Consider the following 26,007-nt stretch of genomic DNA (forward strand, 5'->3'; position numbering starts at 1 on the left):
AGCCCTCCGTGCAGCGTGTCAGAGCATCCACGGGCCACCTCCGGCATCGCAATCGGCACGGCCCTCGCCTGCCTTGCCCGCTCCCGCGGCGCCGCTCAGCTCCCCTAGCGCGGCAAGATCGCGCTCCGCGTGGCTCTGTCGCAGAAACACCGGCAGGTCGGCGAGCGCCCGTGCAAAGTGCGCATTGCGGCACAACGGACCGGCGCCGAGCGCACGCGTCGCGTGATTCATCACCGTGCTCGCGGCTTCTTCCACCACGAGGCGCGCACGCATCGCCTCGCGCCGGGAGTCGGCCAGCGGATCGGCGTCGATGTGCGCGGCGGTCTCGCGCAACACTGCCGCCGCGCCGGCCAGGGCGACCTCGACCGCACCGAGATGCGCGAGGCGATGCGAGTCCGCGCGCTGCGTGGACGCCTCGCGCAGCATCCGGCCGATCTGCGCGGCGGCGCCGTACCAGCACGCGGCGATACCGGCTCCGCCGTGCCAGAAGCCTGGCCGGCGCACATAAGCGTGCGGGGCGCCGACCAGCGTTGCCGGTGTGCGGTCGAACGTAACGTCGGCGCTCGCCGTGGCCTGCATGCCGACCGCTTGCCATTTCGAGGTATCGATCGCGATCGACGGCTGATCCATCGCCACGGCCGCGAGTACCGGTTCACCCTCCAGCCACGCGGTCACGAGCGCATGCGTGACGACACCGGCGCCCGAACACCAGGCTTTCGTCCCAGTGAGATGCAGGTCTCCGCCATCGCTTCGGAATCCTACTGTCACTGCCTGCACGCGTGCCTCGGGCGGCTCCGCTGCCCATACGCCCCAACGGCTTCCCGCTGACGGCTCGGAACCCGGCAATTCCGCGAGAATGGCGAGCGCATCCGTGTGGCCTTCGAACAGTTTGACCAGTCCGAGATCGCGCGCCGCCACTGCGGCAAGCGCACGCCAGCGCGCGAGCGTATCGCCGTGGCCCGGCAAGGGCATGACCGGCGCACGGTCATAACCGCGCTCGACCAGCGCGCGCAACACACCGCCCAACGCGGCGGGGTCGTTCGGATCGAAACGCGTGGCATGCAGATAATCTTCGAGCGGCCCGGCAAGTTTCGCTTCCTTGCGCGCGTGGCGCGTCGCCGTATGCGGAGCACCGGAGACGGTCAGGCCGGAGCTTTGCGGCGGCCGGGCATTGACGCCGGCCCTACGATCACGCGTATCTAGCATCGTGCCTCCCTGAAGCTGTTCGATCGGTTGCGAGCGGATCCTCAAGGGGCCGCTGCGCATACGAGGCGGACAGCAAGCGGCGTGCCTCACACGCCGGACGCCGCACACGCGATGATTTTCTTCAGGGATGCGGATGCGGGCGGGCCTATAAGCCCGCTCTGGTATGAAGGAAGCGCGCGCTGATTTGAACGCTAGCCGGGAGTGCGTCCACGGCGCCGCGCTTCAACCTCGGCCAGCAACGTGTCGAACAGCGCGAGTTCCACCGGCTTCACGAGATGCGCATGGAAACCGGCGTCGCGGCTGCGCTCGCGATCGGTTGCATGGCCGAAGCCGGTCATCGCGGCGTACATCGTGTCGGCTAGCCTGGGCATTTCGCGCAGCGCCGCGATGGTCGCGTAGCCGTCCATTCTCGGCATCGCGATGTCGATCACGGCGAGGTGCGGCGCGAAGCGCGGCGCGACCTGCAACGCCTGCTCGCCCTCGTAGGCAATGCGCACCTCGTGGCCTTTGAGTTCCAGCAGCATGGCGAGACTGTCGGCCGAATCGCGGTTGTCGTCGACCAGCAGAATGCGCAGCGGCGCGACCTGGCCGTTTGCCCCGTTCGCCTCGTCACCCGCGGCCTCGGACGGCGCGGCGGCGAGCGGCAGACTCAGCGTGAACGTACTGCCGCTGCCCGGCCCTTCGCTGCTCGCGACAATGCTGCCGCCGTGCATCTCGACAAGCGACTTGCATAACGTGAGGCCGATACCCAGACCGCCTTCGCCGGCGCTCTGCGCCTCTTTTTCCTGGGCGAACAGTTCGAAGATCTTGTCGAGCGAACGCAGCGCAATGCCGCAACCGGCGTCGCGCACTTCGAGCACGGCCATGTGAAAATCGATGCGAGCCACGACGTCGACAACACTGCCCACGGGCGAAAATTTGGACGCGTTATGCAAGAGGTTTTGCAACACCTGAACGAGACGGGTCATGTCGCCACGCACGAATATCGGCTCGAGCGGCATATGCGCGACGACGCGCTGCTCGTGCGCGTCAGTAAACGGCCGGGCCGCCTCGATCCCACGCGCCACCACCTCGGCCAGATCGACACGGCCAACGCGCAGTTCGACCTTGTTGGACATGATCCGGCCGACGTCGAGCAGATCATCGACCAGCCGTGTGAGGTGCGTGACCTGGCGGTCGATCAGATCGCGCGAACGCGCGAGCGTAGAGCTTATGCCGGTTTCGAGCTGCATCACGCCGATTGCATTGCGCACCGGCGCGAGCGGATTGCGCAATTCATGCGCGAGGGTCGCGAGAAACTGGCGCATGCGTTCGCCCGAACGCTCCAGTTCTTCGCGCTGGCGCCGCTCGGTCAGATCGCGCGTGACCTTGGCGAAGCCGCACAGCCGCTTCGATTCGTCATACACCGCGGTGATGTTGACGTTGGCCCAGAACGTCGTGCCGTCCTTGCGCACCCGCCAGCCTTCGTCCTCCACGTGGCCGATTTGCCGGGCAATCGCCAGTTCGCGCGCGGGCTTGCCCGCCGCCGCGTCTTCCGGTGGATAGAAGGTCGAGAAATGCCGGCCGACGATTTCCTCGCGCGTATAGCCTTTGATGCGAGCGGCACCCGCATTCCAGCTCACCACGTGGCCCTGCGGATCGAGCATGAATATCGCGTAGTCCTTGACACTGTCCACCAGCAAACGGAAACGCTCTTCGCTTTGCCGGAGCGCCTCCACGTATTCGCGACGCGCGGTCAGATCGCGCGTGATCTTGGCAAAGCCGGTGAGAATGCCCGCGTCGTTGCGGATCGACGTGATTACGACATTCGACCAGAAGGTCGTGCCGTCCTTGCGAACCCGCCAGCCTTCGTCCTCGAAGCGGCCGGTCAGCGAGGCCTGTTGCAATTCATAAGCGGGCCAGTCGCGCGCTACGGCCTCCTCGGTGTAGAAGCGCGAGAAATGCTGGCCGATGATCTCCCTGTCCGTGTAACCCGCCAGCTTCTGTGCCCCGGCATTGCAACTGACGATTCGCCCGGTTGCGTCGAGCAGGAAGATCGCATAGTCTTCGATCGCCTGCATCAGCGCCCAGTAATCGACATCGGCGGCCGGGTTCATGCGGACCGGCGCCGGGATGTCGGCAGGCTTGCCGTTCTCGGCGGCGGAAGGGACATCGAGTTGTTTCATGGTGTCAGCGGAGTATGGCCACGTCCAAAAGCATACACCGCCAGACACGCTGGCTGTGTCGTTTATGGTGCCGCCGGACGACCACCCGGCAGGCTCGGCGCTGCCAGCCGCGCGAGACATAGTAGCTGGATGACCGGGCCTCGCAATTGCTACTCCAGCATCGCACCATCATCAAAGAACAGGGCCGCCGACCCGCCGGCAAATGAGCGGCGTGCGACAACGAGCCGGTGGTGATCGTCCGATCACCACCGGCTCAATGGGCACCGTTGCTTCTACGGGATTCACCCGGCGGCACTGACCTTTTCCGCCAGCTTCGCGTCGTAACTCGAATGCACGTGCACGCGTTTTTTCTCCGGATAAGCATACGAGTACGCCTTGCGCAGCGCCAGCGAAGCCTCATGAAAGCCCGACAGAATCAGCTTCTGCTTGTTCGGATAGTTGGCAATGTCGCCGACCGCGAAAATACCCGGCCGCGAACTTTCGTAGTTCGACGTATCCACATCGACACGCCCGCCATGAATCGACAGACCCCATTGCGCGATCGGGCCGAGATCGGCGACCAGTCCGTACAGCGCGACGAGATGCTCGGCCGCGAGTCGAGTCTCGCCCTCGATATGTCGCAAGGTGATCGACTTCAACGCATCGTCCTCGACGTCGAGCCCCACAATCGCGCCGACCACGAAGTCCATCTCGCCCGCCTCGACTGCACGCCGCATCGACTCGACACTCGAATCCGCTGCACTGAAACCGCTGCGCCGATGCACCAGCGTCACCCGGCGCGCGACCTTGCGCAGCGCCAACGCCCAGTCGAGCGCGGAATCGCCGCCGCCGGCCACGACCACGGTCTTGCCGGCGAAGTCGGCAAGCCGCGGCACGCTGTAATGCACGTGGCGCGACTCCAGCGGCACGGCTTCGGCCAGCGCCAGCTTTTGCGGCACGAACGCGCCGTTGCCGGCAGCCAGCAGGATCGCGGCGACATCGAACACGAGGCCGCGATCGGTACGCACGGTCCAGCGCCCGTCGCTGCCCTGCTCGACCGACTCGACCCGTTGTTCGAGATGAATGGGCGGGTCGAACGGCTTGCATTGCGCGAGCAGGCGCTCGACCAGCTCACGCGCCGTGCAGGATGGAATGGCGGGAATATCGTAGATCGGCTTGTCCGGATACAGCTCGATGCATTGGCCGCCGACCTTGTCGAGCCCATCGACGATCTGGCAGGACAGCCCGATTACGCCCGCCTCGAAGGCAGCAAAAAGTCCCACGGGGCCCGCGCCCACGATCAGGACGTCGGTGCGGATCGGCGGCGGCGACGACGATGGCGGAGTGGCGGCGGAGTTCATGCGCGATCTCTTGGGATAGGTGGATGACCCACCATACAGAATCGCCCGATGCCCGGCAACGATGCCATTACCATCGGTAAGGACGCTCGACGTGGCCAGTTCGGATCGCGGTGCGCACGCAGCGGGCTGCCTGAACACCGCTGCTCGAAGCCGGTTATGGAAACGGCCTCTCTGAATGCTGCTCCCCGAAAGTAACTTAGAAAGCGGCCTCGCGCTGCGCCGCATCGCTCGCAACTTTGAATGCCGCGGTCAATTCGCTCAACTGCCGCGCCTGATCCGCGAGCGAGTTCGCGGTCGCAGCACTTTCCTCGACCAGCGCCGCATTGTGCTGCGTGACCTCGTCCATCTGCGTGACGGCGAGGCTCACCTGCCTGATGCCTTCGCTCTGCTCTTTCGAGGCCGCCGCGATTTCGCCGACGATACGCGCCACGCGCCCGATCGCGGTTTCGATTTCCTGCATCGTGTCGCCCGCTTCGTTGACGAGTCCCGCGCCGCTCTCCACCCGCGAGGTCGACTCCGCGATCAGTGCGCCGATCTCTTTCGCGGCAGCCGCCGAACGCTGCGCCAGGCTGCGCACCTCGCCCGCCACCACCGCGAAGCCACGCCCTTCTTCACCCGCGCGGGCCGCCTCGACGGCCGCGTTCAACGCGAGGATATTGGTCTGAAACGCAATGCCTTCGATCGCGGTAATGATGCCCGTCATTTTCGACGAACCCGCATGGATCACGCGCATGGTCTCGACCATGCTGCCGACCGAATCGCGCCCGCGCCCGGCCATTTCCGAGGCGCGCGAGGCCAACTCGCTCGCGTGATGCGCATTCTCGGCATTCAGTTGCACGGTCGACGTGAGCTGCTCCATCGCCGCCGCGGTTTCTTCGAGCGACGCCGCCTGTTCCTCGGTGCGTTGCGACAGATCGAGATTGCCCGCGGCGATCTGCTGCGTCGAAGACGCGATCGAATGCGAACCGGCACGCACGCTGGTGACGGTCGCGCCGAGTTTGTCCTGCATCGACGCGACGCCGCGCAATAGCGTCGCCATTTCGTCGTTCGAACGAATCGGCACATGGGTCGTCAGTTCGCCGGCGGCGATCGCGTCGAACTGGCGCAGCGCGTCGTTCAGCGGCGCCATGATCGCGCGGCGCAACGTGCGCCAGCTGACGAACGCCACCGTCAGCCCCACCAGAATGCTGCCGATGCACGCATACAGCAGCGTATGAAAAAGCGTGGCGGAGCGCTCGTTCGCGTCGCTCGCCTGCTGGTTCAGATAATTCTCCAGCGCGCCCTGGCTCGCGTTCATCGCCGTATAAAGACCGATCAGATGATTCGCGCGGCTTTCGTCCATCCAGCTCGCGTCGCCGGTGCGGATCGCTTCGATCAGTTTGTCGATGCCGTCGCGGCGCACGGCGGTGCGCTTTGCGTCGAGGTCGTCGGTGAGACGCTGCAGTTCGGGCGTTTTCGGCAGATCGCGAAAGGCGTTCCACCATTTGTCCGAATCGCCGAGCAGCATGCGGGCGCGCGCGAGTTGCGCGGCCAGTTGCGGCGAGTGCGGATTGCTCATGGCCCAGTCGAGTCCGAAACGCGCCCGCGACATGGCCGTGCCTGATTTGCCGAGCGCGACGACCGAGGCGAAATGGACCGTGTAGGCATCGTGCTGCGCCTCGTTGCTCTGGTTCATGCCGAGAATGCCGAGCGCGCCGGTGGCGATCAGCAGCACGCCGAGAAACGCGATGGTGATCGCGATCCGTAGATTGATGGTCAGGTTCTTGGTCATCGTGGTTTGATCGCTCTGGCTGGTTTTGCGCTCTGGCTCATAACGTGCGGCCCCGCGCACGGTGCAAGGCGGTAGATCCCCGACGCCTTTCAGATGGCCAGTTTGATTTTCCGACTCAACGATTTTGTTCCATTAATGGAACATAAAACCGTATATGGAAAGTATAGCGACTCGCGTTCAGGCGAAAAAATAATATTTGGCAGGGGCGCGGCAAACGCGCAACAAGCTGCGCCTGGCTACGCAAGCCGTAACGCGTGGCGCGACGTGAAGCGCGGCGCGGTGTTCTCCACGCCGACCGCGCTCTGTTACGTGCGTACGCTCGTGAGCGCTGGCCTCACTCCCCGATCCACGACCCACGCAGATCGCTGTCATGCAGCAATTTCAACAGCGTGCCCGCCGGCCGGCTGAGCCGCTTCGCCGCCAGCGCGATGAATTCCACCGACGGCAGCGCCGGCAGACTCGCTGTGTTCAGCGGCGCCGCCAGCCCCCGAGCGGCCAGATATTGCGGACGAACCATGATGCCGAGCCCGCCGCGCGCCGCCGCGATGCAGCCCGCGTGACTGCTGCTCGTGCACACCACCTGCCAGCGGAAACCCGCCTCGGCGAGCGCGTCGAGCACGACGGCCCGCGTCACGCTCGGCTCGGCGACCAGAATCAGCGGCAATGGCTGGCTCAGATCGACCAGCGTGCCCGCGCGCGCCAACCACTCCAGCCGTCCGGTAAAAAGCGGCACGCCGCGCCGGTCGCCAAGACGCCGCTTGCCGACCAGCAGATCGATCGCGCCTGCGTCGAGCAACTCATATAGCTTGCCGGTCATGCCGATGGTGATTTCCAGTTCGACATCGGGATGCGCGTTGCGAAACGCGGCCAGCACCGTAGGCAGCGGGCCGAGCGCGACGTCGTCGGAGGAACCGAGCCGCACGCGTCCCTTCAGGCGCGGCGCGCGAAACTGCGACTCGGCCCGCGTTAGCGCCTGCAGAATCACGCTCGCATGCGCGAGCATGGCTTCGCCGTCGGGCGTCATGGCAAGCGAATGGGTGTCGCGCACGAAGAGGCGGCGGCCCACGCTTTCTTCGAGCCGCCGGATGTGTTCGCTGACGCTCGATTGCGTCAGGCCGAGCCGCCGCCCTGCCTCGGTGAAACTGTGGCAGGCCGCGACGGTCGAGAAGGTCTTGAGCCAGATGGGATTGAGCATCGGCTATTCTCGCGCCGCTTATCGGCAATGTCGATGACAATCAGCGCCCCTAGTGGGGTTCCCGATTGACGAGGATGTCAATATCATGACGGAATTCCCCCAATCAATGCTCCGAGCCCAGGTGCGCCCCTGCCGGCCCGCCGCCCTCCGTAAAAGATGACCAAGGATTCTTCCCAGACCGCCCTGCTCTGGATCGTCGCTGCCGGTTTTTTCATGCAGTCCCTCGACACGACGATCGTCAATACCGCCTTGCCGTCGATTGCGAACAGCCTGCACGTCGCACCGCTTGCCATGCAGCCCATCGTGGTCGCCTACACGCTGACCATGGCGATGCTCACGCCCGCCTCCGGCTGGCTCGCCGACCGCTTCGGCACGCGGCGCGTCTATTTCGCGGCCATTCTGCTGTTCGTCATCGGCTCGATCTGCTGCGCGAGCGCGCATACGCTCGGCCAACTGGTGATGGCGCGCGTCCTGCAAGGCGTGGGCGGCTCGATGCTGCTGCCGATCGGACGGCTCGCCGTGTTGCGCAGCGTGACGGGCGAGCAGTACGTCGCGGCCCTCGCGTTCATTTCGGTCGCGGGACAGTTGGGACCGATCGCCGGGCCGACGCTCGGCGGCTGGTTCGTTCAGGCGATCACGTGGCACTGGATTTTCCTCATCAATGTGCCGATCGGCGCCGTGGGTCTGTACGCGGTGCAGCGCTTCCTGCCAGCGCACGGCGAAACCCAGGCGCCGCCGTTCGACTTCGTCGGCTGCGGGCTGCTCTCGCTGTGCATGATCGCGTTCTCGCTCGCCATCGACGCGCCCATGCCCACGCATCGGCTGGCATGGTCCGCAGCGCTTTTCGTACTCGCCGCCGTGAGCGCGCTCGCCTACATTCCGCATGCGAAACGCCGGGCCGATCCGCTCTTCAAACTTTCGCTGTTTCGCGAGCCGAATTTCAGCGTCGGTTTGATCGGCAACCTGGTGTGCCGCATCGGTTCGAGCGCCGTGCCGTTTCTCGTGCCCTTGCTGCTGCAATTGCAACTGGGCTATTCGCCGCTGCATTCCGGCCTGATGATGCTGCCCGCCGCGCTGGCCGGCACCGTCGCCAAACGCTGGATCGCGCCGCTCGTGCGCCGCTATGGCTACGACACGTTCCTGCTCGTCAACACCGTGATCGTCGGTTCCTCGATCGTGGCCTTTGCGCTGATTACGCGCGGCACGCCGCTCGTGGTCGGGATCACGATCCTGGCCGTGTTCGGCGCCGCCAACTCCATGCAATTCGCGGCGATGAACAGCGTCACGCTCAAAGACCTCTCGCATGCCGATGCCGGCAGCGGCAACAGCCTCTTTTCGATGGTGCAGATGCTGGCGATCGGGCTGGGTGTGTCGATCGGCGGCGGGCTGGTGAATCTCTTCTCCGCGCAGGTGGGATCGGCCGCGCTCGGGTTTCGCCTCGCGTTCGTGTGCGTGGGCGTGATCACGCTGGTGTCGGCCTGGGTGTTTCGTCATCTCGACGAAGCGCCTGCCTCGCGCACGGTGCACGGGCAAGCGACTCAAGGCGCGGGGCGCTGAGCGCCGCCGCCCTCTGCATCAGTCCGGCAAACGGATGCCGGAAAAGCCCGCGCAAGCTTCGAGCAGACGCTCCTGAACAGCCACGTCGTGCACCGCCGGATGCGTCTCGCGCGGCTTCATATGGTAGAAGTACGCGCCGCTGACGGTGGCTGCCGGTTCATCGCTGACCGCGAGCCATACCTGGGTTTCCGGCGCCGCCAGCAGATCGTCCGGTGCGCCCGGTCCACCCATTTTCGTCGCGACCCAACCCGGCTCCAGTGCATTCGACAACACCTGCGGCCAGCGGCGCGCAAGCGCGAACGCCAGCAGCGCGTCATGCAGTTTCGAGTCCGAGTAGGCCGCCGTGCCCCGCCAGGGGCGCCGCTCCCAAGCCAGATCGTCGAGGCTCGCGTCGCCGCTGCGATGCAGCGCCGAGCTCAGATAGACGAGCCGTTTCGGCTTCCCGATCAGTGCGCTCAGAATGTACGGCGCCAGCGTGTTGACCGCGAACACGTGCGACAAGCCGTCGACGGTCGCGATCCGGCGCGGCTCCTGATAACCGACCGCCGCGTTGTGAATCACCGCATCGAAACGGCCTAGCCGGTTGACCTGCTGCGCGAGTTCAGCCGTGGCGGCGATGCTCGACAGGTCGGCAACCAGCGCCGTCTCAGCTTGCGGCACTGCTTTCAATGCCTGCTCGGCGCGCGCGTCACTGCGTGCGTGCAACACCACCTGATGTCCGGCGTCGACGAGCAGACGCGCGGCCATCTGACCGAGACCATCGGCGGAGCCGGTAATAAAAATACGCAAACATGGAACGCTCTCCGTTATTCAGTCCAAATATGCCCAATGCATGACGAGAGTCGCATGTCTTTGTACATCGGGCGGGTTCGTACAGATTAACGCGCGCCATGTGACTGACGCGATAGCGTGGCTGTCATTCCACTCATGACACGACATCATTCGTCGGCCTTGCCAGACGGCATTTCGCCGCGCCGGCGCGTGAATTCAAACGGATTTTCGCGTTAGCATGTCACGCATTAATGCATAACAAAGGACTATCACATGCCATTTGACGAGCGCATGCTGAACGGCATGGGCGTCTTGACGGCGATCGTCGATTCCGGCAGTTTCGCGGCGGCGGGCGTTGCGCTCGACATGTCGCAATCCGGGGTCAGCCGTTCGGTCGCGCGGCTCGAAGCGCGTCTCGGCATCCGGCTGTTCGATCGCACCACGCGCTCGGTCGTGCTGACCGACGAAGGCCGGCGCTTCTACGAACAGATCGTGCCGTTGCTGGGTGGACTCGAAGAAGCGGCGGCCTCCGCCGCGCAGGGCGCGACCGCCGTTCGCGGACGTTTGCGCGTGAACATGGATCCGTTCTTTTCACGCCTCGTGCTGGGGCCGAGGCTCGGCGGCTTTATCGACAGGCATCCCGATCTGCAGCTCGAACTGATCACCCGCGACCAGTTGGGCGACATGGTCGCCGACGGTTTCGATCTCGCGATCCGTTTCGGCGACCCGCCGGTGTCGACGCTGATTGCCCGCAAGCTGCTGGACACGCGGATTCTCACCGTGGCCGCGCCGTCGTATCTGAAGAAACACGGGCATCCGGTGAACCCGGCCGATCTCGAAAGCGGCAAGCATGTGTGCATCAAGTTCCGCGATCCGCTGACGGGCTACCCGTTCAACTGGGAATTTCATCGCGGCCGCAAGAAGATCGTGGTGACGCCGCAAGGCCGTTTGACGGTCAACGACGTGGGCACCTTGCACAGCGCCTGCGCAGCGGGCCAGGGCGTCGCGCAGATTCTGGAGCTCGGCGCCGAATCGCTGATGGCGAGCGGCAAACTGGTCGCGCTGTTTCCTGACTGGAGCGACGAGGTTTATCCGCTGTACGCGCTTTACCCTTCGCGGCATCATCCGCCGGCCAAGGTTCGGGCGTTCTTCGAATTTATCGTTTCGCTCACGGGTGGCGCGCCGCGCGAACCGGCGGCTTGATTCCGGACCCGGCGACGTGCGCGCGGCGGCCCCTCGCGCCGTCTGTATCAGGAAATCGTGTAGCGGTTTTGTGGGCCGCCGAGATACAGGCCGCGAGCGAGCGTCAGGATTTGCTCGCGATGCCGGTCGAACGCCGCGAGCACGGCGGGTTCATCTGCGCCCACGCTGGGGCTCAGATTCGAAATCACCGAACGGGTGACGATGAAAGCAATTTCGCGCGCATTGTCATAGCCCCAGAAATTGACGCAGTGGTGCGAGGCGTCATAGCTGCGGCTTGGGTTCGGGAAGTTGAGGGACATTTCGTACTCCCGGGGTATAGGGTTCTCGTCCCACGGTGCGCTGAATGGCGAGCGTGGTCAAGCGGTTGTTTGTAAGTGTGGAGGGCTGCCCTGACCTTGCGTTGCCGGGCAAGCAGCCAGGGGAGATTTGCGTCGCGCATAGGGTCATCCTCCTGTAACACACCGCGGCATGACCGCAGTGCTTTCATCGTGATGGCAGTCCGCTCCGGCGGATTGCAACGCAACTTCTCATTCACCATCACGAGATGTCCTATGTCAAACTCCGTCTCCGATTTTCACCCCACGTTCTCGACGACACCTGGCGCGCTGTCCCACAAGCTCGACGCTGTCGCCCCGACGCCTGGAACCGTCATACCGAAAGGCACAACGACGCCGACCGAATTCGCCAGCGCGATGCTGAAGAAGTACGACGGTGGCGATCAATCGATCAACTACGCCAACGACGCCAAGACAACGCTCGTCCAGGAACAGACGACGAAGCTGCTGATGACCGGCTACCCGCGAGACTTCGTCGCCGCGCGAATGCGTCTGGAGAGTCTTGCGCCCCTCACGGCGCAGATGGACGAGGAAACACGGGAGCGCTTCGCCGCGCGCGCGAAGACCGTGCTCAGCGAGCCGAACCCACAGCGCGACACCGACATCCGGCAGCTCGAAACAGAGGTGCAAACGGAACTGCAACGAACCCGTGCCGACCCGCTGCGCCGCCTGAATGCCATCTTCAATATGCCGGCCGGCGCCGGCCTGCTCGGCGACGGCGGCGCGCAACGCCTGCAGCAACTGCGCGGCCAGTACAGCACATTCAGCGCACCGGGCATGACACCGCAGCAACGCGAGGCGAGCTTCGCGCAGGCCGTCAAAATCAAGACTGATATGCAGCGCGACATCCACAACAAGGTCAGTGACATTTACGCGGCCACTCAGAAGTCATCGAACGAATCGGCCGCCCGCGTGAATGGCATGCTCGACGAGGCGGAAAAGTACACGCCCGACACCATCAATCTGCCGCACAACTCCGACGATCCCGACTGGGACGCCCAAACGCGCAAGCCCGCCTACGCGAAGACCTTTCCGTACCAGTCGATAATGGAGAAGCTGCTTTCCGACGACGGCCATTCGAGCCAGGAGCGCGGCACATCCTCGGCGCGCAAGCGCCCGCCCGAGCAGATCGCGCAGGATCTGCTGACGTTCCAGCACGGGATGACGGATCCGGGCTCGGCGATACACCGCCGCGTGCAGGCCCTGCAGGACAAGGCGCTCACGACCCTGGACAAGCCCGGAGCGGACCTGGACCAGGCCGAGCGTCCGAAGACGTACGAGGACGTTGCCCAGACACCCCCCGCCGTCGACAACGACTACGTCAACAATCTCGCGAAGAACTACGGCGGCGCGCTCAAAGACATCGACGAGAAAAACCGCGCGATGCTGCGCGAGCACATTCCCGGCCTCGCCGACAAGATCCTCTACGGCATCGGCCGGGTGTTATCCGGCCTGTCGCCGATCCCGGGCGCCGATTGGCTGGCCAACAAGTTGCTCGACGCCGAATTCCCCGATCAAGGCGGACTGAGCAGTGAGCAGGTGGGCCTGATCGACGCCGGGACGGCGCTCGCCGGTCTGCTGCTCGGCGGGTTCGAACCCGAAGGGGAGCACCTCACCGGCGCCGGCGAGACTCATCCGTCTGGCGCCGGCGTGGCTCGCGGCAAGCCGGCGCCGTCGCTGGCCGCCAGTTCGGTGGACACGTTCGAGCACAATTTCAAGGGTGGCGACAGCCTGGCGGAAAAAACGAACTCCGCGGGATCCGATAATCAACGCACGTCAGATAGGCCTACGCTGCCCTCGCGCTATGCGGCCCAGCCCTCGGGCGCGTTGCAGCCTGACCCGGCCCACGCTGGAGTCCTCATCGATTCAACGGGGCAGCGGTACATTCAGGATCACGGCCACAGCTATCCGGTGCGCTACGACCCGGCCAACCAGACGTGGCGCCTTGTGCAACAGGACAAACCGACTGCTCCGGGCGTTCCCATCGAGCGTCGGCCGGACGGTAGCTGGCAACCGCATGGCGATGTCGGCCTGCAAGGTGGCGGAAACGAGTCCAGAGAACGAACAACTGCCGTGGGCGACGAGCAAAGGGCCTACCAGATCCAGCGGGCACAGCAGACATTAACCAGCTTGCAAACGCGAATGCAAACTGTCGCGCAGGATCTGGTCTTCACTGGCCGAAGGATTCAGGAGATAGGACAGCTTCGAACAGAGTATGAACAACGGAGGGCGGACCTGACGCAACGGAAAACTCAGACAGAACAGGAGAGCGCCAACCTGTTGGCTCAGCTTCAACAACTCCGTAGCACCGGGCAGCCGCGTGACCCGCAAGCGGAGGTGCGCATCCGCGAGCTCAGTGAACGAAGGCAATCCATTCGCGCGGACATCAGGCGGTTCAACGAAGACCTGGTGCGGCTGAAACTGGAACTGGATAATTTACGCCCGAGATTCGATCAACTTGCCGGCCAACGGCTGCAATATCAGGATCTGGAGACGCAACTTCAGGCGCAGATAGGGGCCGCGCAGCTTGAGTTGAGTCAGTTGCTGAATTAGTCGGAAGGGGCGATGCGGCAGTACCGGCCGCATCGTCTTGCCGCGTCGGCTGCCGCGCCGACATGCTCGCGATTGACCGGGCGGTCGGCAGTGGTGCCCCGTGGTTCATATCCACAGGCTCGAGCACTTGAATGCTCGATGGGCTGGGTTCTGCATCGTCCACTTGCCGTCGACGCAGAATGCTTGCTGTACCCGTCGCGTCAACGCGCGGCGAGCAGCGGGTCAAAAAGCCAAGCCGCCCACCTCAAACCACTTCCTCCAGCAGTTCCCGAACAGCCGCCCTCGCCTCACGCGCCAGTTCCCTGAGATCGACACCGTCGATCTGGTCATCGGCCACCACACGCTTTCCGGCAGAAAACAGCGCGGCCAGCGAAGGCCTTCCGCCCGACGCCACCGGCCCGATCGCCGGATCGTGCAAGCCGAAATACCGCGGGTCGTCGAGCCGGTACACCGCGAGATCCGCGGCGAAACCCACCGCAATCCTGCCGACCTCGTCGAGGCCCATGATCCGCGCGCCACCCGCGGTGCCCCAATGAATCACATCGGCCACGCTCGCCGCGCTCGCGCCGCCTTCGAAGCTGCCGCCACGAAACGCGGGCTGCGCCATCATGCCGAGCCGCGCGCGCTGCGCGAGCCATGTCATGTGCACTTCGGAGATCATGTCGGCCGCTTCGTTCGACGCCGCGCCGTCCACGCCGATCGACACCGGCACGCCCGCGTCGGCCATCTCGCGCACCGGGCAAATGCCACTGCCGAGACGCCCATTGCTCTGCGGACAATGGGCGACGCCGGTGCCGGTTTGCGCGAGCAGCGCGATCTCGTCGGCGTCGACCTTGACGAGATGCGCGTACCAAACGTCGCTGCCGAGCCAGTCGTGCTCGCCGCAAAACGCCACCGGCGACTGCCGGTACAGGGCATGCGCGCTATCCTGGTAGCCCACCGTCTCCGAGAGATGGCTGTGCAGACGCAGCCCCAGACCACGCGCCACCGCCGCCGTCTCGCGCATTTCGGCGGGCGAGATCGAATACAGCACGGTGGTCGGCGCCATCACGACACGCTGCATCGCGCGCGGCGAAGCGTCGTGATAACGGGCGGCAAGCCGTTCGACATCAGCGATGTAGGCATCCAGCGTTTCGGGCCGCAAAGCGCTCGGCAATTCAGCTTCGAGCTGACGTGTCCGCGTGGCGCCACCGCGCAGCAACACGAAACGCAAGCCGAGTTTCTGCGCCTCTTCGAACAGGATCGCCGAACTGTCGAACGGCATGTCCGGGTAATACACATAGTTGTGATCGGCCACTGTCGCACAGCCCGAGCGCGCCAGTTCGATCAGGCCGATGCGCGCCGCGAGCCGGAAGCGCCGCTCGTCGAAGAGCGCCCTGAAGCGATACGGCGTCGCCGCGAGCCACGGCGTGAGCGTGGCGTCCAGCCCTGCCGTGTCGCCCTTGAGCAGCGACTGGAACAGATGATGGTGCGTGTTGACCCATGCCGGGTAGATCACGCAATCGGTGGCGTCGACGATCGCCTCGCCCGGCCGTGGCGTGAGCGCGCCGATCGCTTCGATCGTGTCGCCGGCAATGCGGATGTCGGGACCATTCGCGCGCGCGGGATCGTCGGCCGAACCACGGCCGCCGGTCATGATCGCCGCCGCATTGCGGATCAAGGTGGAAGGTGTCGTGTGATGTGTCGTCATGAGTTCGAGCCTGAGTTCGTCGCCAATGCATTCAAAGGCATTCAAAGTTGACTGTCGTGCCAGCCGCGCAAGCCTATGCGCGACACCCGCGCCGTGATGGCGAACAGCACGACGCCCGTCACGGTGATCAGCAGCAGCGCCGCGAACAGACGCGGAATATTCAGCTGGAAACCCGCCTGCAAGATCTGATACGCGAGCCCCGCGCCGCTGCCGCCCGTACCGGCGACGAATTCCGCCACCACGGCGCCGATCAGCGACAAGCCGCTCGAAATCCTCAGTCCCCCGAAAAAATAGGGCAACGCGCTCGGAATCCGCAAACGCACCAAGGTCTGCCAGCGGGTCGCGCGATTGATCCTGAAGAGGTTGATCAGCCCGGGGTTCACGCTGCGCAAACCGAGCGCCGTGTTCGAGATGATCGGGAACAACGCCACGAGCGTCGCGCACAGCACCAGCGCGGCGTCCATATCCTCGACCCAGATGATGATGAGCGGCGCGATCGCCACGACCGGCGTGACCTGCAACAGGATTGCGTAGGGAAACAGGCTCGCCTCGATCAGCGGACTCTGCACGAACAGCAACGCGATCACGACACCCAGCAGCGTGGCCAGCGCGAACGCCAGCAGGGTGATCTTCAAGGTGGCGAGCAGGCTGCCGAACAGCAGCGGCGCATCCTGCACCAACTCGCTCACGATCGCCGAGGGCGACGGCACCAGATACGCCGGCACCTTCATCACCACGCACCAGGCCTGCCACGCTGCGAGCACCACTACGCCGACGACCCACGGCGCCAACGCCTTCATCACGCCCGGACGTTGCAACCACGGCCGCCGCCGGGCACTTGTAGCAGAGCTTGTAGCGGGCCTGGCAGCAGGCCTCGCATCCTGCGCCGCAGCCGCTGTCGAAGAGGCGGCCGCCGCCCCTCGCCCGCCATTGCCCGAATGACCCGCAAGCACTTCGCCCGTCATGATTGCACTCCTGTTTCTTCGTTCGCAAACGACGCGCGATGCGCATCGGTGATCAACTCCGAGAGCGTCTTGCAATGCTGCAGGAACGGCTCGCTGACGCGATAGGCATCGTCGCGTTCGAGCGGACCGTCGATCGGCACGTCGGCGATGATGCGGCCCGGCCGCGCCTGCATCACGACCACCCGGCCCGACAGATACACCGCCTCGTAAATGCTGTGCGTGACGAACACCACCGTCATGCCGCGCCGTTGCCACAGGGCGCGCAAATCGCTGTCGAGGCGGTTACGGGTGAATTCGTCGAGCGCGCCGAACGGCTCATCGAGCAGAAGCAAATCCGGCTCGGTCACGAGCGCGCGAGCCAGCGACGCGCGCATCTGCATACCGCCGGACAGTTCGCGCGGCAACGCCTTGCCGAATTTGGCGAGCCCCACGCCGTCGAGCGCAGCGGCTACACGCGCGGCGGCTTCGCGGCGCGGCACATGGGCGAGATCGAGCGGCAGACGCACGTTGTCGGCGACCGTCGCCCACGGCATCAGCGTCGCTTCCTGAAACACCATCGACATGCGCCGCCCCGGCGAGCCGACCGTCTCGAACGGCTGTCCCCACCAGCGCATGTGGCCATGCGTCGGCGTTTCAATGCCGGCGAACATTTTCAGCAGCGTGCTCTTGCCGCAACCCGACGGCCCGAGCAGCGAAACGAACTCGCCGGGCTCGATGGCAAGGCGCACGTCCTCCAGCGCAATCGTGCCGTTCGGATAGCACTTGTCGACGCGCTGCACCGAGAGCGACGACGCGGCCCTGTCAGGAGTAAAGGTTTCAGTCGCCGCCATGATCACTCCTCCACGTGAATGGGCAAGACTTCGCGAAATACTTCGGACTCGCCATGATCGTTCAGCAGCTTGAGCAGCATGCGGCGCATCAGCAGGCCGGGCTGATCCGACTCCATATGGCACTCCTGCTGACGGCGCACGTCGATGCAGGCGTCGTAGTCGGTGGCTTCGAGAATGTCGCGGTCTTCGTCGGTGATCGGGCGATCCCAGTCGATCAGTTCCTGCGTCGAGCAGGCGTCTTCGGTGTCGTTGCGATAGAGCCATTGCGACAGCATCAGCGTGCGGTCGTCGATCGGCGTCGCGCAATTGTAGATGATGTGATGGATACCGCTCGCCGGATACACGCAGCCGAAGCGCCGCGCGAACGGCATGAACCAGCGGTTGATCAGATGGCGCTCGGTGACCTCCTCCGTCGTGCCGGTGATGCGATAGCTCGCGGGCGGATTGCGCACGGGCACGTGCGTCTCGGCTTCGAAGCCCCATTCGTGCGGGCGGAATTCGTATTTCGACGGCTTGGGGTTATCGAACAGGCCGAAGTTGCCTTTATGCACGAAGCTGAAATGCGAGTTGTCGAACGAGTTTTCCATCATGCGCAGCGGACTCGTTTCCCAGCGCTCGTAAAACTGCAGGATGCGGCGATAACCGGGCGCGTCGTCCTCGGGAAACTCGGGGATCGGCTGCAACGGCTCGTCGAGCGCGACCCACGCATAGCCGTAGCGTTCCTCGCAGCGATACGACGGCACCACGGCGCGCGACGGAATCGCCCCGCCGCTGTTCTGCGGAATCTTCACGCATTGACCCGAACAGTCGTAGGTCCAGCCGTGATAGCCGCAGGCGATATTGCCGTCGCTATCGACGAATCCCTTCGACAGTTTTGCCGTGCGGTGGCAACAACGATCGCGCAACGCGTGCGGCTTGCCGCCCGCGCCTTTCCATAACACGATCGGCTCGCCGAGCAGGGTGAACGGCTGCGGGCCGGCATCGAGTTGCGCCATCGGCATGATGGCGTACCAGAAGCGGCGCAAGACGTTTTGACGGGTGACCAGCATGTGATGCTCCTTGTCGGGCGTTCAGACGTTCAGGCGTTCAGGTGATGTGAGGTATCCGCGTCGAGGGCCGGCCTCAAGGCATCACCTTCGCGTTCTGAATGAATTGCAGCGTGTAGGCCGCGTGATAATCGGTGGCGGGCTTGAGGAGTTTGGCGTCGACCATGTAGTCGAAGGTCTTTTTCCAGCGCGCGTCGGTCATCGTGCCGATGCCCTGCGTGGCCGCATCGCCACCAGTCACGAGTTTGAGCTTCTTCAGTTGCGCTACGCCGTACGCGAGTTGCGCATCGCTCATCTGCGGGTTGTCTTTCTTGATTAGCGCATTGCCCGGTGCGGGGTCGTTCAGGTAGCTCTTCCATCCTTCCATCGAAGCCTTCACGAAACGCGCCACCACGTCCGGCCTGTTTTTCATGGTGTCGCGCATCGTGACGATCGTGCTGTTGTACGGCGGATAGCCGTCGTCGGCGAACAGGAAGAAGTGCGCGTTCGCATGAGCCTGCTCGGCCTGGAACGTTTCAGAAGACGGATACGCCTGCATCGCGACGTTCGGATCGGCGAAGAACGGTTGCAGGTTGAAGGTGTACGGGCGCGCTTGTGCTTCCGTATAGCCGTACTTCGCCTTCAGCCACGGCCACCACGTCGTGCGGCCCGAACCGGCGACGAGGATCGTCTTGTTCTTCAAACCGGCGAGACTGGTCACGTCGGCGTGGGTCATCATGCCTTGCGGGTCGTACTGGAACGCGGCGGCCACCGTGGCGACGGGAATGCCGGCTTCCACGCTCGAGAGCACCTGAAAGTCGTAGCCGAGCAGAAAGTCCGCCTGGCCGCCGGCAAGCAACTGCATGCCGTTGACTTGCGGGCCGCCCATCCTGATCGTGACGTCGAGCCCATATTTCCTGTAGATGCCGGTCGCGACGGCCTGATAGAAACCACCGTGCTCGGCTTGCGCGTACCAGCTGGTCAACAAGCTGACGTGGTCGTCGGCATGAGCCGGCAGCGCCACCGCGAACGCGGCGCCGGCCAGCGTGGCCGCAGCGGCGGTGCGCGTCGCGAATGAACGGGCGGACACTGCAATGCGGGAGAGAAGATGCGAAATGCGCATGACTGAACTCCGTGTGAATGTGGGCAAGGTTGGGAACGTGAGAAGGCAAGGCCGAATGCCGTACAAGGAACGGGCGATGTGACCGCTGCGCTGCGCGCAAGCCGAATCGATACGACGCGCAGGCATGCGCGAACGCAGATCGCCGCGTGTAATCGCGTTGAGGCACAACAGTCGGGTGAACATCTGGGGCAACTGCATCGCACGCTCCTTGTTGGCGGAACCGGACGGTTCCGTTCAAACGCCGAATCGCTTCGACGTGGGCGCACGATGCGCCCCAAGAGCAATGCCCCACGGTGACCGGCATGGACATGCCGGCTCGCTAGCCGCTTCTACTCTGTTTTTCCTTTAAGCGAATGTTGTGCCAACTACCGCAAAGCGGCATGTGGCGCGCGCAGCCAGGCGTTTCGGCGCAACCCATGCGCGGCGCTCGCGTACGACTGCACTCGCGCGATGCGCGCCGGCACTGTCCAGGTGCAGATGCGGCGCGGAGATGTTTCGCTCATGGAGCGCCGGATCATGAGGCCGGGTCTGCGGCTTGCTGCAATCGTCATGTCATCCACTCGGGAGAGGAACATGAGCGAAACCAGAGAACGCGTCAACGGAAAACCGGCCGACATCGAGCATCCGCAACCGGCGGTACATAGCGATAACGAGAAGAGCAAGCTGCCCGAACGCGACGACGAAGGGCGCAACGAGTCGCCCGCGGACCGTCCCGGCAAAAAACCCGGCGAGGGCGAGCCGTCGGTCAGCTGACATATTAAGCATTGGCCTACAAGCGGCTTTGCTGCGTTCTCGCAGCGAAGCCGCATAAATATTCCCCTTCGACGCCCTTTCATACGCCAAACATTTCTTCCTGATTTTTACCGATTATTTTTCCGATGTGATGGACTAATTTTCTGCTTGCAGCGACCTGTACGCCAAGCGAACCGGCTGCCTCCCCTCAACAGATAACAAAGGAGACGCTCATGTCCATCACCTCCACTTCCTTCCACCGGCCCAAGGTCTCCATCTGTCTGCCGACTTGCGATCGACCGGAACTGATCGCGACGTGCATCGACTCGTGCCTCACGCAAAGTTACGGCAATCTGGAAATCGTGATCGGCGACGACTCGAAGGACACCCGCACGCAGCAGTTGATCGCGGCGCGCTATGCGCAGGAGCCGCGCGTGTGCTACAGGAAGAACCAGCCTTCGCTCGGCCAGGCGCGCAATGTCGCGAGCTTGTTCGAGCGCGCGAGCGGCGACAAGATCCTGCTGATCCACGACGACGACCTGCTCACCACGGACGGCGTCGAAAAACTCGTGTTGTTATGGGCACTGCATCCGCAACTGGATGCGGCATTCGGCGACCAGTACGAAGCCGATCACGGCGGCGCCATCGACTTCACGGCAAGCGCGAGCCTGAACGCCGCGTTCCGCCGCACGAAGGACGCCGAAGGCCTGCAGCCTCTGCCGGGCAGAACCGGGCTGGTTCAGATGTTCCCCAACAACGGCTGGATGGCCAATGCCGAACTTGTCAAGCGGATCGGCTACAAGGAAGCGTATGGCGTGTGCTGCGACTTCGTGTTCGGCACAGAGTTGTGTCTCGCGGCGCGCGAGGTGTTCTATCTGCACGACTATGTCTCGGTGTATCGCAAGACGGCAAGCTCGATCTCGCATAGCACGCGCGGCACGACGGTCGCAGCGACGCTCAGCGCGTATGCGTTCGTCAACGCGCTGAAGTTGCCGGCACAACTGGAGCCTTCGCGCAGGCTGGCGTTGCGCCGTCTCGCGCCGATCGTCGTATCGGTCCACGCGAAGAATCGCCAGGCGCTCACCGGCTTCAAGGTCGCCTTCACCCATCTGTTCGCGTACAAGTATGGATTGAGCGTGCGGCTCTACTACCATCTTCTGATGCTCACGCGCAGCGCGTTGAGCGTGCACCGGCAAGCAGTGGCTGCGGCCGCGGTCGCAGCCGTGGCCGCTGCGCCCGCCGTTGCCGCAGATCCGGCCGCCGCCGTCAAGGAGTTCGTCTCGGAGTTCGTCAGCGATCGATCGGAGCCGGTGTGACGCAGCGCCGGCGCGGCACTCGCTGCCGGTCCGTGCGGGGCGATAAGCGTGTTTTCTGCTAAGCATCCTCTGCTAAGCAAACGCGTATTTGTTGCTTGGTCTGGCGTGGCGCGCTGATTAGGATAGGTGTGAACATCATCAGACCTGAGGCGAGACGCCATGTCCGACAGTGCCTGTTTCAAGCCGCGTGTGATCGAACCGGTCGTCGTCAACCAGCCCGAAGGATTGGGCCTCGCGGTGGAGTTATGGCTCGCGCAACCCGTGGATGGAATTGACGGACGAGCGCTGCAGATTCATTTGCGCAGCGACGCAAAAATGGCCCAGGCCGAAGCGCTGCGCGATCTGCTGCATGCGTTGGGAACGGAGATCATCGTGGCGTGAGCCTGCACCGCGCCTTCGATGCGCGCGGCCCGCTCGTATCGCCCGGGCCGCGAAGAAGCAGCGCGCCGGGTTACCCCGGGCGCCGCGCCTGAACCACATTCGCCGTCGTGCGTTAAGAGCTTACGGTTCGTGCCGCAGATACCCTTCTTTCGACGGGTCACGCATACGCAATGCCACGACGCCGGCAATCGCGCACATCGCCGTCACATACCAGTAGAACGTGGACTCGCTGCCCGCCTGCTTCAGCCACAGCGCGACATATTCCGCCGAGCCGCCGAAAATCGCATTGGCCACCGCGTACGACAACCCCACGCCAAGCGCGCGCACTTCCGGCGGAAACATCTCCGCCTTGATCAGGCCGCTGATCGACGTATAGAAACTGACGATCGCGAGCGCCGCCACCACCAGCCCGAAGGCCGCATACGGGCTCGTCACGTCTTTCAGCGCGTGCAGCAACGGCACCGTGCCGATGGTCGCGAAGAATCCGAAGAACAGCATCGAACGGCGCCGCCCGATGCGGTCCGACAACGCGCCGAACGCCGGCTGCATCAGCATGTAGACGAACAGCGCGCCGGTCATCACGTTGCTGGCCGTCTTCGCATGCATGCCCGCCGTGTTGACCAGGTACTTCTGCATGTAGGTGGTGAACGTGTAGAAAATCAGCGAGCCCCCGGCCGTGAAGCCGAGCACGGTCATGAACGCGCCCTTGTGCAGCCACAGACCGCGCAGCGTACCGGCCTCCTTGCGGTGGCGCGTTTCGGCGGTGGTGGTTTCGTCGAGCGATTTACGCAGATACAGCGCGACCAGTGCCGCCAGCGCGCCGATCACGAACGGCACCCGCCAGCCCCACGCCTTCAGCTCTTCAGTGGAGAGCGTCTGTTGCAGCACCACCAGCACCAGCAGCGCGCACAACTGCCCGCCGATCAGCGTGACGTACTGGAACGACGCGAAGAAACCGCGCCGGCCCTTGAGCGCGATTTCACTCATATAGGTTGCGCTGGTGCCGTATTCGCCGCCCACCGACAAGCCCTGGAACAGCCGCGCGACCAGCAGCAGCGCCGGTGCCAGCGCGCCGATCTGCGCGTAGGTGGGAAGCACCGCGATCACCAGCGAGCCGCCGCACATCATGAACACCGACACCATCATGGCGGTGCGCCGCCCGTGCTTGTCGGCAAGGCGGCCGAAGAACCAGCCGCCGATCGGACGCATCAGGAAACCGGCGGCAAACACGCCCGCAGTGTTCAGCAGCTGTGTGGTCGGATTGCCGCTCGGGAAGAACGCCGGCGCGAAGTACAGCGCGCAGAACGAATACACGTAAAAGTCGAACCACTCGACGAGATTGCCCGATGAAGCGCCAACGATCGCAAAAATGCGCCGCCGCGTGTCGTGTGTGGAAAGTGCCACTGGAATATCAAGATTTGTCATTGGTCTTTTGTGCTCCTGGATGTCCCCTGTTAATTATTAATGGCGTGGTTCCTCCACGCCTTTATGCGTCTCTTGGTTCGGCATTCTAAATGAATGTTGTGCTTCCTGGTTTGACGTTCTGCATCTCTAATTTAACGCTGGGCGTACCAATGATTTTTGTGTCAAAAAATGTATGTCCACTTCTGTCGGACCACCAGGCAGAGCGAACATGAGACGCCGTTCAACGTGCGCCGACGGCATGATGCTGTGACTGACCGAGGCGCCTTCCCGCAGGAGTTTCAATGAAAGTCAATGCAGCCTCTCACCCATTCTGGCCCGACGACGCGTCGAATATTCCGGACAGCGCACAGCACCGGCAAACTCGTGCTGCCCTGCGAGGCACCAGCAACAGGGAAAACTCCCAACAATCTCCGGCGGCCATCGCGAATGCCAGCGTATCTCAAAAGACCGCTCCACCTTCGCCGCCCAACGGGTCCGTCGCAAGCCCAGCCGGCAAAGAGATTGATGCCGAAACTCATGCCATTGCCGCGCAGGCGGTGATCGGCAACGAGATCGCAGCCGATATGGAAACGTTCAACGCGTCGCTCGGCAAGGTCGATGAGGATGTCGAGCGCGGCGGCAATACGACCGCCGACATGATCGAAGCAGCGTCGGCCTACAACCAGGCGCAGCAAGTGGGCGCACTAGACAAACCCACACCCGAGCTGCAGTCGAAGATCGCCCGGGTCGAGACTGCTTTGCGCGATTCCAAAGGCGATGAGTCGCTGGGCACGATCGGGCAAAAAGCCGGCGTCGACCTGTCCGCGCTGACTCATCAACCGGACGCCGCTTCAACCTACGGCAAATATGGCAAGGCGGCGAGCACCTATACGCGCGCGCTCATCTTCGACGAAGCGCGCTTCAACAATTCCGCCGTGCTGAAAAACACGCCTCTCGCAGCGTTGCAGCGGCCGAACCAGAGCGTGCTCGATCCTCTGGGACCGTACGGCCGGCTAGGCACCCTGACAGGCACCCGTCTGAACTCCGCCGCAAGTTATTTCACAAAAGGCGGGCTGTCATTTCTGTCCGGCATGGAGAAATTACGCAAGGGTCAGGATCCGACAAAGGACTTCGTCACCGCAGGCGCGACTACCGGACAAGGCATCAACGAGCTCACCGTCGGCATCGGTACCGACGTCGGCAATCATCTGGTCAAGCTGCGGCAGACGAAAGCAGCGGCGCAAATAGCCGGCGGCCAGAGCACGGGGACTGGCGGTTCCGCGCGCCCCGCGACTCCAGGTCAGAGCGGCGTGACGCAGGGCGTTGCGGAACCGGTCGCGGGACCCAGCCGTACCGCGGAGTTCACCGACTTCGATTCACACGGCAAGGACGACGCCGAGATCGACACGTTCGAAAAGAAGACCGCTGAACACATCGACGAACAGCTCACGCAGCAGCAACAAAGCTTGCGCGAGAGCGTCATCGCCAAGCTCGAGAAGACGAATCGTGACGTGCAGCAGCTCGAATTGAAGGACGCGACGGACGACCTCGCGCCGCAGTACTTCGAGATGCAGGACATGGCGAAAAAGTTCAAGGATTCGACGGCCGATGCGGCCAACGACGCCCACGAAAATATCAAGACAATCGACGCAAAGGCACAGGACGTCATCGCCAAACTCAAGAACCAGGGTTTCGATACCGCCGATGCCGCACGCCAGTCCGGCAAGCCGGAGGCGATCGAACTCGGCAACCAGCTCGACCGGCTGGCGGGCCTGAAGCACGCAGCCTATGACCAGTTCAACAGCGCCATGCAGGAACGGGAAAACGCGCTCAGCGATACCAGAACCGCATTCGGCGAACTCGGCAAGCTGCTGAAGGATACGCCCGCGAGCGAGCGTCCATCGAAATTGAAAGAGTGGTCCGACAAATACACGGATTTCTTCGCGCAACGTCAGGCCAACATACTCTCGAAGACCGACGGCTGGCCCGACTGGATGAAGATATCGAAGCCGCTGCGCATGCAGATGGTGCCCGCCGCGATCAATACCGTTCTTGGCGGCGCGACGTTTGGCGTCTCGTTGGACACGTATCTGAAAAAGCAGCAGGCTGGCAAGCTGACGCCTCAGGACAAGATGGACCTCGCGGCATCCGTGATCAATCTGTCGAGCGGCATGATCGGATTCGTGCCGGTTATCGGGCCTGCCCTGTCGTTTGCGCTCGCGACAGCCGGTCTTATCGTCGGTGGAATGTCGGATCAGTACGATGCCCGCAAGCGCGAAACCGATACGTACAACCTGAAGGAAAAGATACGCGAGGAATACAACGCGAAGCATCCCGATAAGCAGATCGCCGAGCCCTTCGACGGAGATTGAGCGGCGCCGACGTGCGTGACGAGGCCGTTCGCACGTCGTGCCGCCTCATGCGCTCGCCCATGCGAACGCGGCG

The 26,007-nt window shown here is 63.8% G+C and carries 20 protein-coding genes; 7 read left to right on the top strand and 13 right to left on the bottom strand.

Annotated features, from left to right (window positions below; genetic code table 11):
* Window positions 1-18: 18 nt before the first annotated feature.
* From NE850_RS34905 to NE850_RS34925, 5 genes are all read right to left on the bottom strand, one after another.
* A complete protein-coding gene (locus NE850_RS34905) occupies window positions 19-1,206 on the bottom strand; it encodes an acyl-CoA dehydrogenase family protein (RefSeq protein WP_165186088.1) in 1,188 nt (395 codons plus the stop codon).
* A gap of 191 nt (window positions 1,207-1,397) precedes the next feature.
* The gene (locus NE850_RS34910) at window positions 1,398-3,371 is read right to left on the bottom strand and encodes a PAS domain S-box protein (protein WP_007181756.1); all 1,974 of its coding nucleotides are present in this window, start codon (window positions 3,369-3,371) and stop codon (window positions 1,398-1,400) included.
* 281 nt (window positions 3,372-3,652) lie between these two features.
* On the bottom strand, window positions 3,653-4,711 hold the full coding sequence (locus NE850_RS34915; protein WP_007181755.1) for an NAD(P)/FAD-dependent oxidoreductase: 1,059 nt from the start codon (window positions 4,709-4,711) through the stop codon (window positions 3,653-3,655).
* 196 nt (window positions 4,712-4,907) lie between these two features.
* Window positions 4,908-6,482 carry a methyl-accepting chemotaxis protein gene (locus NE850_RS34920; protein ID WP_310700032.1) on the bottom strand — a complete coding sequence of 525 codons (1,575 nt, stop codon included), beginning with the start codon at window positions 6,480-6,482 and terminating at the stop codon, window positions 4,908-4,910.
* A 334-nt stretch (window positions 6,483-6,816) separates the two neighbouring features.
* A complete protein-coding gene (locus NE850_RS34925) occupies window positions 6,817-7,677 on the bottom strand; it encodes a LysR family transcriptional regulator (RefSeq protein WP_007181753.1) in 861 nt (286 codons plus the stop codon).
* A gap of 156 nt (window positions 7,678-7,833) precedes the next feature.
* Here NE850_RS34925 and NE850_RS34930 point away from each other — a divergent pair, with 156 nt between their 5' ends.
* A complete protein-coding gene (locus NE850_RS34930) occupies window positions 7,834-9,234 on the top strand; it encodes a DHA2 family efflux MFS transporter permease subunit (RefSeq protein WP_007181752.1) in 1,401 nt (466 codons plus the stop codon).
* An 18-nt stretch (window positions 9,235-9,252) separates the two neighbouring features.
* On the opposite strand, the gene NE850_RS34935 is transcribed toward NE850_RS34930, so the two are convergent.
* Complete coding sequence (locus NE850_RS34935) at window positions 9,253-10,023, bottom strand: SDR family NAD(P)-dependent oxidoreductase (RefSeq protein ID WP_310700033.1); 771 nt, start codon at window positions 10,021-10,023, stop codon at window positions 9,253-9,255.
* Window positions 10,024-10,278: 255 nt separating this feature from the next.
* Here NE850_RS34935 and NE850_RS34940 point away from each other — a divergent pair, with 255 nt between their 5' ends.
* On the top strand, window positions 10,279-11,208 hold the full coding sequence (locus tag NE850_RS34940) for a LysR family transcriptional regulator (protein ID WP_007181750.1): 930 nt from the start codon (window positions 10,279-10,281) through the stop codon (window positions 11,206-11,208).
* 47 nt (window positions 11,209-11,255) lie between these two features.
* Here NE850_RS34940 and NE850_RS34945 read toward each other — a convergent pair whose 3' ends face one another.
* Window positions 11,256-11,507, bottom strand: coding sequence for a DUF1488 domain-containing protein (locus tag NE850_RS34945; RefSeq protein WP_007181749.1), 252 nt, complete (start codon window positions 11,505-11,507; stop codon window positions 11,256-11,258).
* 252 nt (window positions 11,508-11,759) lie between these two features.
* On the opposite strand from NE850_RS34945, the gene NE850_RS34950 reads away from it, so the two are divergent.
* Window positions 11,760-14,096 carry a hypothetical protein gene (locus tag NE850_RS34950; protein WP_310700034.1) on the top strand — a complete coding sequence of 779 codons (2,337 nt, stop codon included), beginning with the start codon at window positions 11,760-11,762 and terminating at the stop codon, window positions 14,094-14,096.
* A gap of 244 nt (window positions 14,097-14,340) precedes the next feature.
* Here the strand turns inward: NE850_RS34950 and NE850_RS34955 are convergent, their stop codons facing one another.
* The 5 genes from NE850_RS34955 to NE850_RS34975 all read right to left on the bottom strand — a co-directional run bounded on the left by NE850_RS34955 (window position 14,341) and on the right by NE850_RS34975 (window position 19,729).
* Window positions 14,341-15,786 (bottom strand): amidohydrolase family protein, encoded by a 1,446-nt coding sequence (locus NE850_RS34955; protein ID WP_007181747.1) that lies wholly within the window; start codon window positions 15,784-15,786, stop codon window positions 14,341-14,343.
* A 41-nt stretch (window positions 15,787-15,827) separates the two neighbouring features.
* Window positions 15,828-16,586, bottom strand: a complete 759-nt coding sequence (locus tag NE850_RS34960) for an ABC transporter permease (protein WP_310700043.1) — start codon at window positions 16,584-16,586, stop codon at window positions 15,828-15,830.
* Between the two features lie 161 nt (window positions 16,587-16,747).
* Window positions 16,748-17,581 (bottom strand): ABC transporter ATP-binding protein, encoded by an 834-nt coding sequence (locus tag NE850_RS34965; protein ID WP_007181745.1) that lies wholly within the window; start codon window positions 17,579-17,581, stop codon window positions 16,748-16,750.
* Window positions 17,582-17,583: 2 nt separating this feature from the next.
* Window positions 17,584-18,630, bottom strand: coding sequence for an aromatic ring-hydroxylating dioxygenase subunit alpha (locus NE850_RS34970; RefSeq protein WP_310700035.1), 1,047 nt, complete (start codon window positions 18,628-18,630; stop codon window positions 17,584-17,586).
* 73 nt (window positions 18,631-18,703) lie between these two features.
* Window positions 18,704-19,729, bottom strand: a complete 1,026-nt coding sequence (locus tag NE850_RS34975; RefSeq protein ID WP_035518600.1) for an ABC transporter substrate-binding protein — start codon at window positions 19,727-19,729, stop codon at window positions 18,704-18,706.
* Between the two features lie 573 nt (window positions 19,730-20,302).
* Here NE850_RS34975 and NE850_RS34980 point away from each other — a divergent pair.
* The 3 genes from NE850_RS34980 to NE850_RS34990 all read left to right on the top strand — a co-directional run bounded on the left by NE850_RS34980 (window position 20,303) and on the right by NE850_RS34990 (window position 22,158).
* Window positions 20,303-20,482: a hypothetical protein gene (locus NE850_RS34980; RefSeq protein WP_007181742.1), complete on the top strand. Its 180-nt coding sequence runs from the start codon at window positions 20,303-20,305 to the stop codon at window positions 20,480-20,482.
* A gap of 212 nt (window positions 20,483-20,694) precedes the next feature.
* Window positions 20,695-21,777, top strand: coding sequence for a glycosyltransferase family 2 protein (locus NE850_RS34985; protein ID WP_007181741.1), 1,083 nt, complete (start codon window positions 20,695-20,697; stop codon window positions 21,775-21,777).
* Window positions 21,778-21,936: 159 nt separating this feature from the next.
* Window positions 21,937-22,158, top strand: a complete 222-nt coding sequence (locus NE850_RS34990) for a hypothetical protein (protein WP_007181740.1) — start codon at window positions 21,937-21,939, stop codon at window positions 22,156-22,158.
* Window positions 22,159-22,278: 120 nt separating this feature from the next.
* On the opposite strand, the gene NE850_RS34995 is transcribed toward NE850_RS34990, so the two are convergent.
* The gene (locus tag NE850_RS34995; protein ID WP_007181721.1) at window positions 22,279-23,583 is read right to left on the bottom strand and encodes an MFS family transporter; all 1,305 of its coding nucleotides are present in this window, start codon (window positions 23,581-23,583) and stop codon (window positions 22,279-22,281) included.
* A 281-nt stretch (window positions 23,584-23,864) separates the two neighbouring features.
* Between NE850_RS34995 and NE850_RS35000 the strand changes: the two genes are divergently transcribed.
* On the top strand, window positions 23,865-25,934 hold the full coding sequence (locus NE850_RS35000) for a hypothetical protein (RefSeq protein WP_310700036.1): 2,070 nt from the start codon (window positions 23,865-23,867) through the stop codon (window positions 25,932-25,934).
* The last annotated feature ends 73 nt before the right edge of the window (window positions 25,935-26,007 follow it).

Source organism: Paraburkholderia sp. USG1 (assembly GCF_031570135.1).
In the GTDB taxonomy this organism is placed as follows: domain Bacteria; phylum Pseudomonadota; class Gammaproteobacteria; order Burkholderiales; family Burkholderiaceae; genus Paraburkholderia; species Paraburkholderia dioscoreae.

What these genes read in the sequence shown, in the direction of transcription:
- NE850_RS34905 (WP_165186088.1), bottom strand. Translation starts at nt 1,206, where the DNA reads ATGCTAGATACGCGTGATCGTAGGGCCGGCGTCAATGCCCGGCCGCCG.
- NE850_RS34910 (WP_007181756.1), bottom strand. Translation starts at nt 3,371, where the DNA reads ATGAAACAACTCGATGTCCCTTCCGCCGCCGAGAACGGCAAGCCTGCC.
- NE850_RS34915 (WP_007181755.1), bottom strand. Translation starts at nt 4,711, where the DNA reads ATGAACTCCGCCGCCACTCCGCCATCGTCGTCGCCGCCGCCGATCCGC.
- NE850_RS34920 (WP_310700032.1), bottom strand. Translation starts at nt 6,482, where the DNA reads ATGACCAAGAACCTGACCATCAATCTACGGATCGCGATCACCATCGCG.
- NE850_RS34925 (WP_007181753.1), bottom strand. Translation starts at nt 7,677, where the DNA reads ATGCTCAATCCCATCTGGCTCAAGACCTTCTCGACCGTCGCGGCCTGC.
- NE850_RS34930 (WP_007181752.1), top strand. Translation starts at nt 7,834, where the DNA reads ATGACCAAGGATTCTTCCCAGACCGCCCTGCTCTGGATCGTCGCTGCC.
- NE850_RS34940 (WP_007181750.1), top strand. Translation starts at nt 10,279, where the DNA reads ATGCCATTTGACGAGCGCATGCTGAACGGCATGGGCGTCTTGACGGCG.
- NE850_RS34945 (WP_007181749.1), bottom strand. Translation starts at nt 11,507, where the DNA reads ATGTCCCTCAACTTCCCGAACCCAAGCCGCAGCTATGACGCCTCGCAC.
- NE850_RS34950 (WP_310700034.1), top strand. Translation starts at nt 11,760, where the DNA reads ATGTCAAACTCCGTCTCCGATTTTCACCCCACGTTCTCGACGACACCT.
- NE850_RS34955 (WP_007181747.1), bottom strand. Translation starts at nt 15,786, where the DNA reads ATGACGACACATCACACGACACCTTCCACCTTGATCCGCAATGCGGCG.
- NE850_RS34960 (WP_310700043.1), bottom strand. Translation starts at nt 16,586, where the DNA reads ATGAAGGCGTTGGCGCCGTGGGTCGTCGGCGTAGTGGTGCTCGCAGCG.
- NE850_RS34965 (WP_007181745.1), bottom strand. Translation starts at nt 17,581, where the DNA reads ATGGCGGCGACTGAAACCTTTACTCCTGACAGGGCCGCGTCGTCGCTC.
- NE850_RS34970 (WP_310700035.1), bottom strand. Translation starts at nt 18,630, where the DNA reads ATGCTGGTCACCCGTCAAAACGTCTTGCGCCGCTTCTGGTACGCCATC.
- NE850_RS34975 (WP_035518600.1), bottom strand. Translation starts at nt 19,729, where the DNA reads ATGCGCATTTCGCATCTTCTCTCCCGCATTGCAGTGTCCGCCCGTTCA.
- NE850_RS34980 (WP_007181742.1), top strand. Translation starts at nt 20,303, where the DNA reads ATGAGCGAAACCAGAGAACGCGTCAACGGAAAACCGGCCGACATCGAG.
- NE850_RS34985 (WP_007181741.1), top strand. Translation starts at nt 20,695, where the DNA reads ATGTCCATCACCTCCACTTCCTTCCACCGGCCCAAGGTCTCCATCTGT.
- NE850_RS34990 (WP_007181740.1), top strand. Translation starts at nt 21,937, where the DNA reads ATGTCCGACAGTGCCTGTTTCAAGCCGCGTGTGATCGAACCGGTCGTC.
- NE850_RS34995 (WP_007181721.1), bottom strand. Translation starts at nt 23,583, where the DNA reads ATGACAAATCTTGATATTCCAGTGGCACTTTCCACACACGACACGCGG.
- NE850_RS35000 (WP_310700036.1), top strand. Translation starts at nt 23,865, where the DNA reads ATGAAAGTCAATGCAGCCTCTCACCCATTCTGGCCCGACGACGCGTCG.